Raw genomic sequence first — 17,756 nt, 5'->3', positions numbered from 1 at the left:
TTGAGAAGTTATCGTGCTAAAACAAGGATCGTTATTCATCATACTGTCGTGCGCTGCGAGCCTTTACCAGCCACTGCACGCAACGGCAGATGAAAGCACTGATGATCTCTCGTCTCTCGCCTGGGACTCCGCCTCCTGGGATAGCACTGCCGCCGATATTCCCCATGTTCTGACGCCTGCCAGGTTGCATCAGGCAACCGCAGAAGTACCGGGCAGTGTTACTGTGCTGGATGCTGACTTTATCCGGCGAACCGGCATTAAACGCATCTCGCAACTGCTGCGCTATGTCCCCGGAATGCTGGTTGCCTACGACATTCGTGATAACAGTGATGCCGTCGTCTATCACGGTGGCCCCTCCATTCTGCCGAAAAGCTTTCAGGTACTTATTGATGGGCGGGCACAATACCTTGCCGGATTAGCCGCCGTATCATGGGAGGACCTGCCAGTCGCGGTAGAGGACATTAAGCGCATCGAAGTCGTTCGTGGCCCCGCTGCTACAAGCTTTGGCACTAACGCCTATAAGGCTGTGATCAATATCATCACGCACTATCCACAGGATGCATTCGATGATCAGATCAGCGCGCAGCAAGGCAATAACAGAGATACCTACCTATACGCACGGACGACCGGCGACAAAGAGATTCATCACTGGCGCCTGTCCGCTAAGGCCTACTCTACAGAACACCTGCGCGACAGTGAGGACGCCAGCATAGGCTGTATAAACCCCTGCGACGACAACCGCGATTTCGCTGCAGTTATGCTGAATACCAGCCACCAACTGAGTGATGCGCAGAGACTGAATACGGCTTTTACGATCACCAACTCCTACCGCGACGTGCCTGATTACGAATTTTCAAGCAACCATGTTGAGGCCAATCAATTTGAAGCCAGCGTGATCTATGAGCATGACCTGTCAGCGTCGCATGAGATTAAGCTCTCAGCCCATGCAACACGGTTCGAACGTCGCCAGCATGGTGTGCTGGAAAGTGGACCTTCCGGTTTATTTGATCCGCTGCTGAGACAACTGGATGAAATTAACCCAGAGGCAGCAGATCAGTTTGTTCAGGGAGAATCCCTGACGACACTGGATACCAGCAACCCGGAAGAGTTGGCGCTGGCTCAACAACTACTGGCTCGATACGGCAGTGATCCCGCTGCTTTCTTTATCCCAATCAGCGGTAATGTCCTCGCCGATACCAATGAACGGCGTATCGACCTCGAAATACAAGATACGGTCGCCTTCACAGATAACCTGATCATGATCAGCGGCATCGGTTATCGTAGAGAGCAGATTTACTCAAAGCCGTTTTACGACGGCTACATAGACTCAGACCAGTTTCGCGGCTTCGGCAATATCAACTGGAGAGTCAGTAATCGCTGGGCTCTGCATTCAGGCGTCATGTATGAATATGAAGAAGGGGGCACTGATGTCTGGTCAGGAAAGCTGGCAGCCAACTACCTGATCAGCCCGCTTGAATCTGTAAGGCTCGTCTTCAGCCGCGCGGGCCGCACACCAGACATGCTAGAGCAGAGAGCAGACTGGATTTTAGTCGTCGACAATGCAGAGACGCAGTCGCCATACGCCGGTGTCGAATACTACGATGGATTCAAAGGCCCAGGTAATCTTCAGCCTCAGATTATTCATTCACTCGAACTGGGCTATTTTGCCAGCAAATCATTCTTTGGCGGGAATATAGAGTGGGACGTTAAATTATTCAGAGAAGAACTCACCAACGTCATCTATCACTATCCATCGATCCGGCTGGATACCGTCAATGATGGTAACGAAATCACTTATACCGGCGCCGAAGGCCAGCTGGCTTTCACGACTCAAGAAACTGCAGAGTTCCGCCTGACCAGCGCTTGGTTACGGACAGAAGTAGACCCAACAGACGATCTCAACGACAGTGATCTGGTGGCTCTGTATGCGCCGCGCTCTCACTCAGCTTCATGGTTTCAGCCCTGGCCGGCGCAGATTTTTACCCAGCTCAGCGCCTTTGTCATTGAAGACGGCCGCCGGGTAAATCGTGGCGACAATGCTGCCGACCTGCATACGCTGGAGCTGAACCTGTACCGCGATTTTACGTCAGCAGAAACAACCACCCGGTTAAGTTTCAGAGCTCAGCGAGACTTTACCACCGACACCTTCAAGCCAGATTCAGAACCTTACGCACAGGCAGTGCGTTTTCAGATCAGCGCCAGTGTTTCTTTCTGATCGCTGACCAAGCGAACAATGAGTAGAGGTATACACAACACTGTTCAGGCTGGAAGAACAATCTGAGACCAATTTCTGATACAAGCATGTATAAGATCTTATCGATTCCTCCTATAATCCGCTGACTTACAACCTGATGCAGAGGTGCTCTTGGCTTCCTACGATTCACTGCTGGCGCTACTGGCCGACTCCCGGCACCTACCCATGCTTTCCCGGCTGCAACGGGGAATTGAAAAGGAAGGTCTGCGCTGCAGCAATGACGGACTGATCGCTCAGACGCCTCACCCGAAGGGCATGGGCTCTGCGCTGACGCACCCGGCCATTACAACGGATTACTCGGAAGCTTTACTGGAGTTTATTACGCCAGTATTCAACAGCGCCCATGAGGCGTCTGCGTACCTCGAAACAGCTCATCGCTTTGCCTACCAGCAAATGGAAGGTGAACTGATCTGGCCAGCGTCCATGCCGTGCATCCTGAAAGGCGAAATGAGCATTCCTATCGCCGAATATGGCAGTTCAAACATCGGGCGCCTGAAACATGCGTACCGCCACGGCCTCTGGCATCGCTACGGCCGTGTTATGCAGGCAATCTCAGGTATCCATTACAACTTCTCACTGCCAGACGACCTGCTGAAGCTGCTGGCAGAGCAGGAAGGCAAGCAAGCCGACAAAGACTTCGTGTCGCGCCGCTATCTCGGCATGATCCGCAATTTCCGTCGCTATGGTTGGTTACTGATGTATCTTTTCGGTGCCTCGCCAGCGGTATGCCGCACCTTTCTTGATGGTCGCGCGCATTCATTGCAAAAGCTTCATAAACACACGCTGTATGCTCCATACGCCACGTCGCTGCGAATGAGCGACCTTGGGTATCAGAACAACGCCCAGTCAGGTCTCGTCATCTGCCACAACTCTCTGGAGTCTTACATCGACACATTGAGTAAGGCGTTGACGATTCCAGTACCTGAGTACGAGGCCATTGGCATGCAGGAAGAGGGCGGACAGTATAAACAGCTGAATACCAACCTTCTTCAGATTGAAAATGAGTACTACAGCAACATCCGTCCGAAACGCGTTGGCGAATCGGGGGAGAAGCCACTGGAGTCTCTTGCGCGCGCAGGCATTCAATACATTGAAGTTCGTAGCACCGACGTGAATCCATTCCTGCCACTGGGTATTGATGTTCCTCAGATGCACTTTATGGACATCTTCCTGACATGGTGTGGTCTGCAGGAGAGCGGAGAGATTGATGATGCCGAGTACGAGCGCATTAATCGTAACTTCAGCAAGGTAGTCTACGAGGGACGCCGACCAGGGTTAACGCTCGAAAGTGCCAGCGGAGAAACAACCCTGACTGAGTGGGCGACCGACCTTCTCAATAGCATGCAGCCCGTAGCATCCTTGCTGGACGATGCAAATCATCACAGCTTCCACCTCGATACGCTGGGCCAGCAGCGGCTTAAAGTTGCGGACAGCAGTCATACGCCATCAGCGAAAGTACTGAGAATTCTGGAAGACGAAAATATTGAGTTTGCAGAACTGACGCTGCGACAAGCTCAGGCTCATCGCAAATTCCTGAGCGAACCCTTGTCTGCTGAAGTACGCGACCAGTGGAAAGCAACGGCTGAAGAAAGCCTCAAAGCGCAGGCTGAACTCGAAGCAAACGACACTCAGCCCTTTGATGAATTCTTGCGCGAGTACATGACCCGCTGACGGACGGCTCCGTCAGCTCTGGGCTGTCAGTGGTGAGCCGTCAATTCTGAACAACGAAATTATTGAAGTACAGATCATCCACTGACGGGGCACCTTCCAGTTGAGTCATGACCGCGCGGACTTCTTCCAGAGCGATCTGACGAAGCTCTTCACGCCCCTTCGTCGAATTCATAATCTCTGCCTCCTGGGCACTGAACAGCATCACCAGACTGTTGCGCAGATAGGGCTTGTGATGCGCGACAGCAGCGCCTGCCTCGGTCGTACTCACCTTCAGAGCGACATCCGTGCGCAAATACTTAATCCTGCCCGTACTGCCGTAGTTCACAACAAACGCAGGTTCGAAGTAGATGTACTGAACCTGAGGGCCTGCAGGGGCCGCTTCATCTTCTGCAACAACCATCACTGGTAGCACTACCAGTAGCGTGAAAATAAGGCGCTTCAACATGCCGCGTCTCCGTCATAATGTAGATTATGGTCAAGCTTAGCAGCTGACGCGGATTCCGCTGGGAGTGCGTGATAGACTCCGAACAACTAATTCACGAGTTCATAGAACGACTTATGATGCTGCAACGTTTATTTCCCGCGCCATTGGTTGCCGGTGGCTATCTGGCCGGCTTTCTTATCTGTGTCCTTCTGTTGGCATCGGCCTATTACTTTGAATACCAGATGTTTCTTGATCCTTGCCCACTCTGTATTGTTCAGCGCATCGCAACGCTGGGGATTGGCATAGGCTGTCTGCTGGCATTCATTGCGCGACATACTCTCTGGCCGCACCGTATTGCTCTGATATTCACCCTCGCCTCATCCGTATTTGGCGTCTGGGTCGCTAACCGACATGTCTGGCTTCAGGGCTTGCCGGCAGACGAAGTACCGGAATGCGGCCCCAGCGTTGAATACATGGCCGAGGTTCTGCCTTTCACCGAACTGGTTAGCTTCATGCTTCAGGCCAGTGGCAGCTGCGCGGATATTTCGTGGGACTTCATGAACATGAGTATGCCCGAATGGACTCGTGTCATATTTGTTGTGTTTACGCTTGTTAGCCTTTTGGGGCTTGTCCGCGCCTGGGCCGCAGACAAGCAGGGCTGATGCACATAACCGCGGTATTGCAAGAAAAAAAACTGAAAAAAGTTGCTTGAAATGCCGCTTTCCACGCGCCTATATTGGTGACACTAAGGCATAAGCAGCACCGTTTTCACAGAGGAATTTTGACATGCTGGAAAAATGTAAAAATGCACAGGAACGCTGGGGCGGTGTTCACCAACTGATCGACAAATGGCTGAATGAGCGCCAGAGCCTGATCGTTCTGTTCTGCAATCTGAGCGCCAGCAAACCGCTGTCTGAAGAAGAGCCACTGGCAGAGAACCTACAGCGCTTCTGTGAGGTGATGATGGACTACTGCTCAGCTGGCCACTTCGAAATCTACGAGCAGCTGATGAACGAAGCTCGCGAGTTTGACGACGGCACCATTGATCTGGCAAACGAACAGATGCCACGTCTCGAAGCTCTGACCGGCGAATGTGTCGATTTCAATGACACGTACGACAAGCACTGCACTCTGGACCAACTGGCGAAGCTGCCGGCCGACCTGTCAGCGATCGGTGAAGTTCTCGAAGAACGCTTCCAGATTGAAGATAACCTGATCGAGAAGATGCACAACGTTCACCGTGAAGCGGTTGCCAGCTAAGACAGAATTTCTGTTCTACACTGACAACAGGGCGCGCACTTCGCGCGTCCACTGACCGCTCACGGAACAGGTTGTCATGATCCCGCGTTTTATTCTTTTTCTGCTTTCCCTGACTCTGCTCACCGCCTGCGATAACGCCGCTGAACCTGAGCGCTTCTCTGAAGTTGCTACTCAGGGCGTGTATAGCATGCGTATCAACCATTCCGGCAATGCCGCCTTTATCGGCAGTCTGCATCATGGTGGCAGCTACTGGACACTGGACCCGGCCGAGCGTCATTTCGACTGGAATCACAAAGCCGACGGCTACAGTAACCTGACCAGTGGGGCTTTCTCACCGGACGACGCTTACGTTGCCAGCGCGGATAACCGCACCATCGTGCTTTGGGAAGTCGCCACAGGTAAAGCCGTCTGGTTCTGGAATACGCCTGGCGACATCGAAGACATTGCTCTCACCGAAAACGGCAATCTTGCACTCCTTGGTATGCAAGACTACACCGCCACACTGTTCGATATCCGCAATGGCGGTATCCGACAACGACTTGCCCACGACGGCATTGTTTACGACGTCAGCCTGAGCGCCGATGGCTTACTTGGCGCCTCTGCCAGTGATGACCTGACAGCCATTGTCTGGAATCTCAATGACGGTACAGCGATTGCGACTCTGAAGCACGACAACCAGGTCAAAACCGCCGAACTGTCGCCCAGTGGTCGCCTGATATTCACGTCAGCCTTGCGCGAGGCAGGGCGCATCTGGGATGCCGCCAGTGGCCAGTTGCTGCTCGAATTACCCGGTGGTCGCGGACACTTCAGTACAGCAAGGTTCGACGAGTCGGAACAACGGCTGCTGACAGGCAATACATCGGGGCAGATACAACTCTGGGACGTTCAGACGGGCGCTGAACTTAAACGCTGGCGCGCAACGCCCGGAGATCATTGGGTAGGAAATAACGTTGCCCTCGAAGACGTCGCCTTCACCGACACAGGCGTCGTTGCGGCGGCTGCGAACGGACGCGTCTATCACATGTCGCTGTGATACAGGTCGCTCTGATACAGCTCACCCCGAGAACATGCAGAGTGCTCACATATGAAGACGACGTCTACTTCTGTTCTTCAGTTGAGTACCGTGACTCCAACATAGTCTTCACCTGCTTTGCCTGATCAATCAGCTCCAGCGCCTGACCCGGCATAACGATCGGCGAATCAGGTATCTGAGGCTCGGGAGTAATCAGTTCGGCGTCTGGTGTTTCTTCTTTCTTCGTTGCGACCGGTGCCAGAATATTTGCTGCGGTATCGATGTGAACCTCTTTGACTGTCACACCTTCCGGCGCTTCGTTGCCGAAATGCCATTGGCCAGTGTCGTCCTGCCACTTGTAAAACGTCTGGCGCGTCTGCTCTGTGGAGGCAGGCGGCGTATAGGCCGAAAGCCCTGATGATGAACCACTGTTCACTTTTTTCATAATGTAGGGCGTGCCGATCGCCACACCCAGGACACTGAGAAGAAACAGGATCGCGGTGAATTTCATAGCAACTCCTTTTGTCGACTGTATTCCGGCAAAATCCGGATTTTTGCAGTATGCTAAAGACTGTCCGATAGAGAAATCTATCTTAACACCCATCGCTGAAGGGAAACGATGTCATCTATGACTGCAGGGGTTATCAGTCAAAAGCCCAGAGTGGTTACCTACGCAAAAGCGATGCGGGTTCTGGTCGCGAACGCGAAGGGCGGCTGTGGTAAAACCACACTGGCCACGAACCTGGCCTGCCAGTTTGCCCGCGAGGGTAAGATAACGACTCTCATTGATCACGACCCTCAGGCATCCGCCACCGACTGGCTGAAGCTACGTAGCGCTAAGCTTCCGATTATTAATGGTATTGAAGCGGTCAGAGAACGTCACCGCACTGGCTCAACACTCAGCTGGCGTATGCGAATTCATCCCGCAACAGAGCGTGTGGTGATCGACACGCCAGCGGGCCTTTATGGCAATGCACTGTCTGACCTGGTTGCGCAATCGGATATCGTCATCATTCCAGTCATTCCATCGGCCATCGATATGCGCGCCGCCACAGAATTTATTGAAGAATTAAGAAAGACACAGGCCTACCGCCAACGAGCCTGCGCCATTGCAGTAGTCGCTAACCGCGTTAAACGGAACACGCTGAGTTTCAACTCGCTGAAGTCTTTCCTCGACGATCTGCATATCCCATTTGTAACCGCATTTCGCGATACACAATTCTATGTTAAGGCCGGAGAGCACGGCTTTGGTGTTGTCGATTTTGACCGACAACACCCGAAAGAACAGGAAGAGTGGCAACCACTTATGATCTGGTTGAATAAAACGATGCAGGAAATCCAACGTAACCGAATCTGAGTTCAGGCCTCTTCTTCATAGCCGTACAGATGACGAACTTCGGCCCTGACTGCCGCTTTTGCTCACATTCTCAGAACCTGGCCATGAGCACCGACCAGGGCATCGAAGTCGAGTTGAATCAGGCGTTCAAAATCCCGCTGTAAAGAACCACCTTTGGGCGTTACGCGCTTCAACCATGGCCCACCGATATTCATGCCCCGGTGAAAACCAAGCAGCTTGAATACAAACCGGGTAAAGCCTGAAAAGTAATCCCAGTCGCGGTAATACTGAAGACTATCGGTGGTAATCAGCAGCCTGTGCTTATTTATAAGAAGCGCGGCTTCAGGGTACAGTGCATTGCGATAAACAAAGAAGAGACTATCTCTTATGGGGCCTGGCGAAGCTTCGTCCACCAGCACATCAATCTCTGGTGAGCTGTATGTACTCTGCCCGGCCTGGGCCCAGAACAGGCATTGGTAGCGGTCAACGTAGTATTGGTCATCCAGTCCGTGAAAGTCACCAAGCCTCACCACCCGGGCGACCTGTCCCAAGGCATCAAGCTCGCGCAGAGCGTCTTCCTGAAGGCGCACAGGATTGATCAGGGTGAGTTCATTCCCTTCACGCAGAATAATCATATTGCGGTTGAGGCGCATTCCTGGCCCGACACGGATGCTACCGTGTACCCAGAACACATCAGGGAACAATTGCTCGATGGGGTCGTGCGGATAGGCGGCTGAGTACATGTTTCCTCCTGAAACTGCGTGTACAGATATCCGGTGTCAGCCCTGAGAGAGTTCAGCCAAGGCTGTGCATTCCTTTTCACTACTGCAGACTAGCATAAGGTCAGAGACTGTGCAGCGGCCCTTATCCGCCCGATTATCTTTATTTCTGGCCCATAAGATCCCAAGACCATAACGCTCTGCTTCAAGCTCCGATTTTTTCAACAGCTCGTAGAGATCACCATGCTCAAGGCGGTCCGCCTGACGTCGTTGCTGGCGCAGAGGCTCGATCATATCCTGCTTCCAGTTCAGGTATTCACTGTTGACCAGAGCCGCCTCGTTTACTTCAAGCCCCTGTTCAGATAACCAGAGCACCGTCAGCAATTGCAGGATATCGGCACCGTGCTCATCCTGCATACGAAGCAGCTGAGCTTCTACTCCCGAGCGTGAATACACGCGTAATGCATAGCGCCATAAGGCGTTATCCATTGGTCCGTCACCCGCTTCTGTGGCAAACTGCGCCGCCATTACCAGCCCCTTTTCTGTGTGTTTTCTATGATCGAGTTTAATCAGGTTTCGTTACAGCGCGGTACTAATTTTCTGTTAGAAAAAGCCAGCCTGCGCATTCATGACGGCCAGAAGCTGGCGCTTATCGGCCCTAACGGGGCCGGCAAGTCGAGCCTGTTTGCTCTTCTTAACGGAGAACTGACCGTCGATGGCGGTGATCTGAATATGCCAGCCAAGTGGCGCATCGCTCATATGAAGCAGGAAGTCGAAGCCAGTGAACGCTGTGCTCTCGATTATGCCATCGATGGGGACGCGCGCTACCGCGAAATCGAAGCCGGTATGGCCAACGCCAGCGATGATAACGCACTGACTCGCTGGATGGATGCCATGGACGAGCACCAGGGTTATCAGATTCCAGTGAAAGCCGAACAACTGCTGCATGGCCTTGGTTTCTCGCAAGCCGACCTGAAACGCTCGGTAAAAGACTTCTCCGGTGGCTGGCGTATCCGCCTGAATCTGGCTCAGGCGCTGATGATGCCCTCTGACCTTCTGCTCCTCGACGAACCCACCAACCACTTAGATCTTGAGGCTACTTTGTGGTTAGAAGGCTGGCTGAAAAAATATCCCGGTACTCTGCTGTTTATCTCCCATGACCGTGATTTTATTGATTCAGTTGCAGACCATATCGTTCACCTTCATAACCGCGAGCTGGTGGTGTACCCGGGTAACTACAGCGCCTATGAGCGCATCCGCGCCGAAAAGCTGGCTCAACAACAGACGGTCTACGAAAAGCAGCAGGAGCGTGTTGCTGAAATCGAGAAGTTTGTCGCCCGCTTTCGCGCCAAAGCAAGTAAAGCCAAGCAGGCTCAGAGCCGCTTAAAAGAGCTGCAACGCATGGAGCTGATTGCTCCAGCGCACGTCGACTCGCCATTCCGCTTTGAATTTCCCTGCTACGAAAAAATGTCGACGCCGTTATTGGCTATTGATAACGCCGACCTGGGCTATGCCGATAAAACTATCCTGCCACAGGTAAAAATATCCATCGTACCGGGCCACCGAATTGGTTTACTCGGTCCGAACGGTGCCGGTAAATCTACGCTGTTAAAAACGCTGTGCGAAGAGGTTCCTTTACTCGCAGGCGAGCGCAGCACCGGTGAACATTGCCATATCGGTTATTTTGCACAGCACCAGCTGGAATCACTGGATGTAAAAGCGAGCGGGTCGCTGATTCTGCAGCGTTTACGTCCACAGGCGAGCGAGCAGGAAATCCGTAACTTTCTCGGTGGCTTTGGTTTCCATGGCGATAAAGCATTAGAAGTGATTGAGCCGTTTTCTGGGGGTGAAAAAGCCCGCATGGCCCTGGCATGTGTCGCCTGGATGAAGCCAAACCTGCTGATTCTTGATGAGCCAACGAACCATCTGGATATTGAAATGCGCGAAGCACTGGCACTCGCGCTGCAGAATTTCGAAGGCGCTATTTTAATTGTCAGCCACGACCGCCACCTGCTGAAGTCCACCGTCGATGAATATTGGCTGGTCGACCACGGCAAGGTGCAGAGTTTCGACGGCGACCTTGATGATTACCACGATTATCTGAATAAGCGTGAAGCCAACACACCGACTGCCGGAGAAACAGCGCCAGCAACCTCAGGCGAGAAGCAGCCGGTAGTTGACCGCAAAGAACAAAAACGCATCGAAGCCGAAAAACGCCAGCGCCTGGCTCCCATCCGCAAGCAACAACAAGCGGCGGAAAAAAAGATGGAAAAACTACAGGCAGAGCTGGCAACCATTGAAGAAAACATGGGTGACGCCACTCTGTACGATGCATCACGTAAGGACGAGCTCAACACTCTGATTCAGCAGCAAGGCAAACTGAAAGGCGAGCTGGATGACATTGAAATGGAGTGGATGGAACTGACCGAACAACTGGAAGCCGCAGAGTAACGCGGTTTCTAAGCTCTCTGAACGGCAAGTAGCTGGCGTATTGCATTGCGCATAAATCCGGGCCGCACTGGCTTGTGCAATACAGTAATCCCCTCCTCGGCCAATGCTTTAATACGCTCAGGAGCCGTGTCTCCCGTGATCATGAGTACCGGCAAGTCGGGCAGAAGCTCTGATTTAATGCGCGAGACTAACTCCTGCCCGGTCATGCTCCCGGGCAGGCGATAATCGCTGATCAGAATATCTGCCCAATCAGGCTCTGCTTCGACGATCGCCCATCCCTCGACAGCATCAACACAGGCACGCACATGACACCCCCACCCTGCCAGTAGCTGAGCTGTGCTCTCGCGCACCATGGCATCGTCTTCAACGAACAGCACATTCACGCCACTGAAAACGCCAGCGGATGCAGGTATCACACCTTCGGTCAGCGATACCACGGCTCCGTCTTCTTCCGTCCATTCGGCACCAGCAAGAGTCACACTGAATACCGACCCTTTACCGGGTTCAGAATCCACTTCAAGTTCGTGCCCTAATAGTCCGGCAAGACGACGACATACCGACAAACCGAGTCCTAACCCTTTCTGACGATCCCGCTCAGGGTTATTCAACTGCACAAACTCCTGAAAGATCTGATCCTGCTGATCCGCCGGAATCCCCATCCCGGTGTCACTGACTTGCACAGACACGTTGTCACCCGCCACCACGTCAACACGCACTTGCCCGGTTTCGGTATATTTAATGGCGTTTGTAATCAGGTTGCGAAGGATGTTGCCAAGCAATACCGGATCACTGTGCACCGCGCACTGACAAGGCATAGCCACCAACTCAAGTCCCTTAGCTTCTGCGACCGGGCGCGCTTCAATAACAAGACTCTGAATAAGAGGATCGAGTCTGAAATCAGAGGGCTCGGCACGAACGTCTCCGGCATCCAGCCGCGAAATATCCAGCAGCTTTCCCAACAGGTCATCAATCGAAGTAACAGCCGAACGAATGTGTGAAACCAACTGCTGACCGCGCTCAGTACTGACTTCCTGTCGCAGCCCTTCCGAAAGCAGAGAGAGTGAATGAACCGGCTGGCGCAGGTCATGACTGGCTGATGCGAGAAACTGAGTTTTTGCGCGACTGGCTGCATCGGTAATTTCATATTGCTCGCGCAGGGTCTCAGCCAGACGAATATTTTTTAGTGTCAGTGCCATCATATCTTTGTAGGTAATGCTGCCCGAACGGGCAACGGAATAGGCGACACCGATGTAGGCGAGAAATGCCAGCCCCATTCCCTTGTACTGTGGGTCGGGCTGAATCAGACACATGACAATCATCGGCATCGTGCTGACCACCAGATAAATCGCATGGGTAAGCAACCAGATGGCGTTGGTGCTGACCGATGATACGGTGACACCAATAATGAGCACAAAAAGCAGGGTCTGTTCTGCAAACTCACTGACGTTAAAGAACAGCACTCCCGCACTGCCCCATAAGGTAGCGAGCACGATCACACCCGCCATGTACATACCGCGCCAGAAGGTCAGTGAACGCCGCTCGTAGTAATTCCGGTAACACCACAACAGGCCTGTGCCAAACACCTCAAGCCCGATACAGGCGGCATACCAGAGATAACCGTATACCGCGCCTGCCGGGGGACTCTGATTAACAATCAATACCGTCGTTAATATGAGGGTGCCAATCGTTATCGTGCTGATGCGGTCGTACAGATCATCCGTTGCCCGGCGACGGCGGAACGCATTAATCTCATCATCGCTCAGCTCGATATCGTCTGTTGCGACGGTCATTCAGGCAGAAGTCCCAAACGGCGTACGGCATTCAGGCAAGCGGTGCGATTGGTGACCCTGAATAACCGGAAAACATCCCGCAGATGACCTTTGATGGTGTTCTCAGAGATATCGAGTTCGCTGGCGATAACTTTATTGGACATGCCCTGCGCGAGCAGATGAAGAATTTCCTGCTGACGCGGTGTAAGACGTATCTCGGGAAGCTCCTGTTTCTGACTCTGAATCAGTTCAAGCCAACCCTCAGGTAAATAGGTCTCACCGTTAAGTACATCCTGAATTGCGTTGATCAATACTTCCGGCGGAGATGACTTAGGCAAGTAGCCCAGTGCTCCATGATCCAATGCTTTTCCAGCGTCTGACAGTGACTCAGAAGCAGAGATCATCATCACCGGTGACCAGACTGACATTTGCTGCAGGCGCCGGATGAGGGTCAGGCCGCTGATACCCGGAAGATTCAGATCCATCAGAATCAGGTCGGGTTGTTCATCCATGTCATTCAATACTTGCTCTGCCTCTTCCGCGGTACGGACCTGTGTCGTATCACAGGGCGCCAAAGACTGCTCAAGAAGCCCGGCTAAACCACCGGCGAAGAGCAAATGATCATCAATGATTAAGTAGTGCATCCATTCTCCTGTTACATCCGGGGCGAAGGCTTTCTGCATTGACAGGACTGTCAGCTAGCGACACCCCACACTAAAGTATTGGGCTAATGTAACCCAAAATGCGCTAGGTGTTCAGAGGGAAGTAATCTAATTTCCGATGAGCATCTGAGACTGTCCAAGCGAATTAAACAGACCAAGAAAAAAGTGGACAAGGGCGGGTTATGAGTCAGCCTGCCGGAATCACCGCCATCGTCAAACGCGAAATGCAGCTGAGCTTTTCTTCGTCGTTGTAAATCCGTATTTCCCAGACTTGTGACGTACGGCCACGATGAACGATCTTTGCCACTCCTGTGAGGGTGCCAGATCGTACTCCGCGAAGGTGGTTAGCGTTAATTTCCTGCCCGACTGCATACTCTTTACTGTTATCAAGGCACATATTCGCGGCCATGCTGCCCAGTGTTTCGGCGAACAATACATTGGCGCCACCGTGCACCAGCCCAATCGGCTGAAAAGTGCGCGGGTCAGCTGGCATCGTTCCTTTCACCCAGTCATCACCAATTTCAGTAATCTCAATGCCCAGATTGGAGCAGGCCGTATTTTCCATTGCCTTATTGGCTGCTTGAATATCAGGAGTCGAAAACCAGATCGTCATATCAGAGGCTCACAAAGTCACAAAAACAAGAGGATATGACAACTCACGCCAAGCGACCAGCCAGTTACCTGCGACGCACTGTTTCATTCGTTTTCGCAGAAAAATTCCATCGTGCGCCAGACTACGTATATGACTTCAAATAATCTTTTCACTCAGTAATTTCTCGCTCAGATGTGCCCGCGCAAGCCAAGTTACCGTGGAGTGATTGCCTACCCCCTTTAAGCCCGGCAGGCTGTCAGGCTGCACCCTGATGTAAGCGTTTAAGTCTCACCAACGCGGTTCGGGTGAATACAACAATAAAAATGCTCTTCTGGGGTTACTATGACTAAACCAAACCGTATTAAGCGCGCGCTGCTAGCGTCCGCGCTCAGTGCCGGTCTTATCAGTACGCAATCTGCCAGTGCTGATGTAACAGGTCCGGGAACACTCAACGGCGATCTGTGGCAATCAACTGCTGAGTTCTTTCTTAGCTTTTCTTTCGCCGCTGAAGCCATTAACGAATCAAACAATATCCGCCCGTTTCTGATTCCACAGGCAAGATCCCATGGTCTTACCACCTTCCGGGACCAGGCCATTAGCTTTGATTTCCGGGCCAAACATCTGGATGCCAATGGCAACGTTGATAATGATCTTAACTGGACCATTTCCTCATTGCCCATGCATGGGACTCTGACGGGTACCCCGCCCAATATGACCTACACGCCGGACGCCAACTACACAGGGTTTGACCGGGTGATCTTCAAAGTCGATGACGGCGCCGATGGCAGCACTGAAGGCACCATTGATATCAAGGTTCAGGGCTCTTACACGGCGTTTGAAAGTGGTCAGGTACGTCCTCTGGCAATGAACTCCGATAAAACCCGCCTTTACGCACTGAACACCCCCGACGGCAAGATGGAAGTGTTCGACGTTTCGGGTGAATTACCTGAATTGCTGCACAGCGTTCCGGTTGGCCTCGAGCCTGTCGCGATTGCGCTGCGCAATGACAGCGAAGCCTGGGTGGTGAATACCCTGTCGGATAACATCAGCGTGGTCGACCTTGCTGCCGATATTCCACACGTCACGCGTACCCTGTACACCGGTGATGAGCCTCAGGATATTGTATTCGGCGGCCCGGACCGCAACCGTGCTTTTGTCACCACCGCACACCGTGGTCAACATTCACCATCCGATCTGGATGCCATGACGCCAGGGACTGACCGGGCCGATGTCTGGGTCTTTGATGCAGCCTCTGGTGATTCGGAGCCTGAGAAAGTAATTTCTATGTTTGGCATGGCGCCTCGCGCCCTCGCTGTCACTCCGGACGGCAGCAAGGTTTACGCGGCCATTTATAAGTCAGGTAACCAGACCACCATCGCCTCGCATAATTATCGTTTGTTCGGCCGCACCAGCACCATCAATGGTAAGCCCGGGCCCACCACCGACGCCGGCGGTGTCGAAGCACCGAACTCTGGCGTGATGGTGAAATACGACGGTGATGACTGGCGTGACCAGTACGGTACCAACTGGAACCGTCAGATCTATTTCGACCTGCCCGACTACGACGTCTTTGAAATTGATGCGATGGCATCATCACCAACCTGGACCAAGCGTCATTCTGGTGTCGGTAATGCCTTGTTCAATATGACGGTCAACCCAGCCAACGGTAAGGTGTATGTCTCGAACATGGACGCCCGTAACGAGCTGAAATTTGAAGGCCACGGCGATCGCAGCGATATTCAGACGTTACGCGGACGCTTTATCAAGAACCAGATTACAGTCATTGATGGCAATGACGTGACCCCGCGCGATCTGAACAACCACCTGGCGGATTCACGTCCGGGCGGATCTGCTGACGACAATGCCCGCTCTCTGGCAATGCCACTGGAAATGGTGATGGACAGCAACGGTGAGACTCTCTATGTGGCTGCTTACAGTTCATCGAAAGTGGGGATTTTCGATGCTGCAGAACTCGAGAACGGCAACTTCACGACCTCCGAAGCGAATCACATAGAAGTCTCCGGTGGCGGGCCAGCAGGTATCGCTCTGGATGAAGAGCGCAATCGTATGTACGTGCTCACGCGCTTTAATAACTCAGTCGCAGTCGTTGACCTTGAAGCACGCGAAGAGGTTGCCAGTGTTGAGATGTACAATCCCGAACCGGAATTTATCACCGAAGGACGTCCTTTCCTGTACGACGCACGCTTCAGTTCCGGTCGTGGTGATTCTTCCTGTGGTTCCTGCCACCTCTTTGGTGATATGGATGGTCTTGCCTGGGAGCTGGGCAATCCAGACGTAAACTGGACCGAAAATCCTCGCGGTTACGCCGATGAATTCGTGAAAATGAATGCGCTCCGCGTTCATCACCCACTCAAAGGACCGATGCTGACTCAGTCATTCCGTGGCATGGAGTTCCAGGGGCCACTGCACTGGCGTGGAGACCGCACTGGCGCTTACCGCGTCAATGGTGAGTCTCTCGAAAAAGCGGCGTTCAAAGAGTTCCGCGGTGCCTTTACCGAACTGTTAGGTCGCGATGCACAGCCGACAGAAGATGAACTGAATAAGTTCGCTGACTTTGTACTGCAGTTGCGCTATCCACCCAACCCCAACCGTAATCTCGACGACACACTGACGCCGAAAGCTCAAGCGGGGGCCGATGTATACTTCAATGAAAAAACCACCGGTTTCAAATCGAAGAACGACATTGCTAAGCAGACCTGTAACCACTGTCATGAAGTCGAAATGGATATCGAACGTTTCGGCACCAACACACTGATGAGCTTCGAAGGCACCGAAAACCCGCAGGACTTCAAAATTCCGCACCTGCGTAATGTCTACACCCGTGTAGGCATGTTCGGCCAGAAATTCCGCGATGAAACATCGACAAGTAAACACATGGGTGATCAGGTAACCGGATATGGCCTGTCACACGATGGTGCGGTCGATACGATGGAAACCTTCCTGACCGTCAGCGTATTCCACGTTGATATTGAAGACGTTGCACCGGTATTCGAGTTTGTGACCCAGGTACCTACAGGGCTGGCCCCAATCGTAGGACAACAGGTGACCCTGAATGCTCAGCAACAGAACGACCAGGATCTGATCGACCTTATGATCAGCCAGGCCTTGCTGCATACCTCTGCTCAAGGCCCCAACAAGCAGCAATGCGACCTGGTCGTTCACGGCGTCATTGATGGTGAGCAACGTGGCTGGATGATGCAGGAATCGGGCGAGTTTCTGTCGGATGACGGTGAATACATATCGGACGCAGACCTACGTGCCACCAGCACCGAGTTCGGCAACAGCCTGACCTATCTGTGTGCACCTCCGGGTTCTGGTACCCGTGTCGCACTCGACCGCGATGAAGACGGCACTTTGAATATGGAAGACGCCGTACTGATGGGCCGCGCGCCAACCAGCGTTCAACCTATGGATCCATTTGCAGCCCCAGAACAGGACGTTATGGTTCCAGCCGAAGGCAACGGCTTTGATCGTGAAGCTGCTCAGAAGCGTAAAGGTCGGTTCCCTGACTTTAACTACTTCTGGCCATTCGGTTCTTAATCGAAAGAGAAGAACAAAAAAACCGCCCATTCGGGCGGTTTTTTT

The 17,756-nt window shown here is 52.8% G+C and carries 15 protein-coding genes; 8 read left to right on the top strand and 7 right to left on the bottom strand.

Annotated features, from left to right (window positions below; translation table 11 throughout):
- Positions 1–13 precede the first annotated feature (13 nt).
- Together B2R29_RS11085 and gshA are read left to right on the top strand one after the other, a co-directional pair.
- Complete coding sequence (locus tag B2R29_RS11085; protein ID WP_301181128.1) at positions 14–2,215, top strand: TonB-dependent receptor plug domain-containing protein; 2,202 nt, start codon at positions 14–16, stop codon at positions 2,213–2,215.
- A gap of 144 nt (positions 2,216–2,359) precedes the next feature.
- Positions 2,360–3,925, top strand: a complete 1,566-nt coding sequence (gene gshA, locus B2R29_RS11080; protein WP_301181127.1) for a glutamate--cysteine ligase — start codon at positions 2,360–2,362, stop codon at positions 3,923–3,925.
- Between the two features lie 40 nt (positions 3,926–3,965).
- On the opposite strand, the gene B2R29_RS11075 is transcribed toward gshA, so the two are convergent.
- Positions 3,966–4,370, bottom strand: coding sequence for a flagellar basal body-associated FliL family protein (locus B2R29_RS11075; RefSeq protein ID WP_301181126.1), 405 nt, complete (start codon positions 4,368–4,370; stop codon positions 3,966–3,968).
- Positions 4,371–4,483: 113 nt separating this feature from the next.
- Here B2R29_RS11075 and B2R29_RS11070 point away from each other — a divergent pair, with 113 nt between their 5' ends.
- The 3 genes from B2R29_RS11070 (at position 4,484) to B2R29_RS11060 (ending at position 6,642) form a co-directional block, all read left to right on the top strand.
- Positions 4,484–5,011 carry a disulfide bond formation protein B gene (locus B2R29_RS11070; protein WP_301181125.1) on the top strand — a complete coding sequence of 176 codons (528 nt, stop codon included), beginning with the start codon at positions 4,484–4,486 and terminating at the stop codon, positions 5,009–5,011.
- 124 nt (positions 5,012–5,135) lie between these two features.
- On the top strand, positions 5,136–5,609 hold the full coding sequence (gene rsd / locus B2R29_RS11065) for a sigma D regulator (RefSeq protein ID WP_301181124.1): 474 nt from the start codon (positions 5,136–5,138) through the stop codon (positions 5,607–5,609).
- Between the two features lie 76 nt (positions 5,610–5,685).
- The gene (locus B2R29_RS11060; protein ID WP_301181123.1) at positions 5,686–6,642 is read left to right on the top strand and encodes a WD40 repeat domain-containing protein; all 957 of its coding nucleotides are present in this window, start codon (positions 5,686–5,688) and stop codon (positions 6,640–6,642) included.
- Positions 6,643–6,706: 64 nt separating this feature from the next.
- On the opposite strand, the gene B2R29_RS11055 is transcribed toward B2R29_RS11060, so the two are convergent.
- Positions 6,707–7,132, bottom strand: coding sequence for a DUF4124 domain-containing protein (locus B2R29_RS11055; RefSeq protein WP_301181122.1), 426 nt, complete (start codon positions 7,130–7,132; stop codon positions 6,707–6,709).
- 108 nt (positions 7,133–7,240) lie between these two features.
- Here B2R29_RS11055 and B2R29_RS11050 point away from each other — a divergent pair, with 108 nt between their 5' ends.
- Positions 7,241–7,978, top strand: a complete 738-nt coding sequence (locus tag B2R29_RS11050) for a ParA family protein (protein ID WP_301181121.1) — start codon at positions 7,241–7,243, stop codon at positions 7,976–7,978.
- A gap of 62 nt (positions 7,979–8,040) precedes the next feature.
- On the opposite strand, the gene B2R29_RS11045 is transcribed toward B2R29_RS11050, so the two are convergent.
- Positions 8,041–8,700 (bottom strand): hypothetical protein, encoded by a 660-nt coding sequence (locus tag B2R29_RS11045; protein ID WP_301181120.1) that lies wholly within the window; start codon positions 8,698–8,700, stop codon positions 8,041–8,043.
- Between the two features lie 36 nt (positions 8,701–8,736).
- Complete coding sequence (locus B2R29_RS11040; RefSeq protein WP_301181119.1) at positions 8,737–9,204, bottom strand: TIGR02444 family protein; 468 nt, start codon at positions 9,202–9,204, stop codon at positions 8,737–8,739.
- Positions 9,205–9,231: 27 nt separating this feature from the next.
- Between B2R29_RS11040 and B2R29_RS11035 the strand changes: the two genes are divergently transcribed.
- Positions 9,232–11,127: an ATP-binding cassette domain-containing protein gene (locus B2R29_RS11035; RefSeq protein ID WP_301181118.1), complete on the top strand. Its 1,896-nt coding sequence runs from the start codon at positions 9,232–9,234 to the stop codon at positions 11,125–11,127.
- Between the two features lie 8 nt (positions 11,128–11,135).
- Here B2R29_RS11035 and B2R29_RS11030 read toward each other — a convergent pair whose 3' ends face one another.
- From B2R29_RS11030 to B2R29_RS11020, 3 genes are all read right to left on the bottom strand, one after another.
- Positions 11,136–12,917 carry an ATP-binding response regulator gene (locus B2R29_RS11030; protein ID WP_301181117.1) on the bottom strand — a complete coding sequence of 594 codons (1,782 nt, stop codon included), beginning with the start codon at positions 12,915–12,917 and terminating at the stop codon, positions 11,136–11,138.
- Positions 12,914–13,540 carry a response regulator gene (locus B2R29_RS11025; RefSeq protein WP_301181116.1) on the bottom strand — a complete coding sequence of 209 codons (627 nt, stop codon included), beginning with the start codon at positions 13,538–13,540 and terminating at the stop codon, positions 12,914–12,916. The genes B2R29_RS11030 and B2R29_RS11025 overlap by 4 nt, the downstream gene beginning before the upstream one ends.
- A 205-nt stretch (positions 13,541–13,745) precedes the next feature.
- Positions 13,746–14,171 carry a hotdog fold thioesterase gene (locus tag B2R29_RS11020; RefSeq protein WP_301181115.1) on the bottom strand — a complete coding sequence of 142 codons (426 nt, stop codon included), beginning with the start codon at positions 14,169–14,171 and terminating at the stop codon, positions 13,746–13,748.
- A gap of 321 nt (positions 14,172–14,492) precedes the next feature.
- Between B2R29_RS11020 and B2R29_RS11015 the strand changes: the two genes are divergently transcribed.
- Positions 14,493–17,711 (top strand): beta-propeller fold lactonase family protein, encoded by a 3,219-nt coding sequence (locus tag B2R29_RS11015; protein WP_301181114.1) that lies wholly within the window; start codon positions 14,493–14,495, stop codon positions 17,709–17,711.
- The last annotated feature ends 45 nt before the right edge of the window (positions 17,712–17,756 follow it).

The sequence above is a fragment of the Thalassolituus sp. UBA3500 genome, from assembly GCF_002377545.1.
Taxonomy (GTDB): Bacteria; Pseudomonadota; Gammaproteobacteria; order Pseudomonadales; family Oceanobacteraceae; genus Thalassolituus.
Note: the sequence above shows the minus strand (reverse complement) of the source record. Positions and strands in the feature narration are given on the sequence as shown.

Coding starts and splice junctions, on each gene's coding strand:
- B2R29_RS11075 (WP_301181126.1), bottom strand. CDS start 4,370: ATGTTGAAGCGCCTTATTTTCACGCTACTGGTAGTGCTACCAGTGATG.
- B2R29_RS11070 (WP_301181125.1), top strand. CDS start 4,484: ATGATGCTGCAACGTTTATTTCCCGCGCCATTGGTTGCCGGTGGCTAT.
- rsd (WP_301181124.1), top strand. CDS start 5,136: ATGCTGGAAAAATGTAAAAATGCACAGGAACGCTGGGGCGGTGTTCAC.
- B2R29_RS11060 (WP_301181123.1), top strand. CDS start 5,686: ATGATCCCGCGTTTTATTCTTTTTCTGCTTTCCCTGACTCTGCTCACC.
- B2R29_RS11055 (WP_301181122.1), bottom strand. CDS start 7,132: ATGAAATTCACCGCGATCCTGTTTCTTCTCAGTGTCCTGGGTGTGGCG.
- B2R29_RS11050 (WP_301181121.1), top strand. CDS start 7,241: ATGTCATCTATGACTGCAGGGGTTATCAGTCAAAAGCCCAGAGTGGTT.
- B2R29_RS11045 (WP_301181120.1), bottom strand. CDS start 8,700: ATGTACTCAGCCGCCTATCCGCACGACCCCATCGAGCAATTGTTCCCT.
- B2R29_RS11040 (WP_301181119.1), bottom strand. CDS start 9,204: ATGGCGGCGCAGTTTGCCACAGAAGCGGGTGACGGACCAATGGATAAC.
- B2R29_RS11035 (WP_301181118.1), top strand. CDS start 9,232: ATGATCGAGTTTAATCAGGTTTCGTTACAGCGCGGTACTAATTTTCTG.
- B2R29_RS11030 (WP_301181117.1), bottom strand. CDS start 12,917: ATGACCGTCGCAACAGACGATATCGAGCTGAGCGATGATGAGATTAAT.
- B2R29_RS11025 (WP_301181116.1), bottom strand. CDS start 13,540: ATGCACTACTTAATCATTGATGATCATTTGCTCTTCGCCGGTGGTTTA.
- B2R29_RS11020 (WP_301181115.1), bottom strand. CDS start 14,171: ATGACGATCTGGTTTTCGACTCCTGATATTCAAGCAGCCAATAAGGCA.
- B2R29_RS11015 (WP_301181114.1), top strand. CDS start 14,493: ATGACTAAACCAAACCGTATTAAGCGCGCGCTGCTAGCGTCCGCGCTC.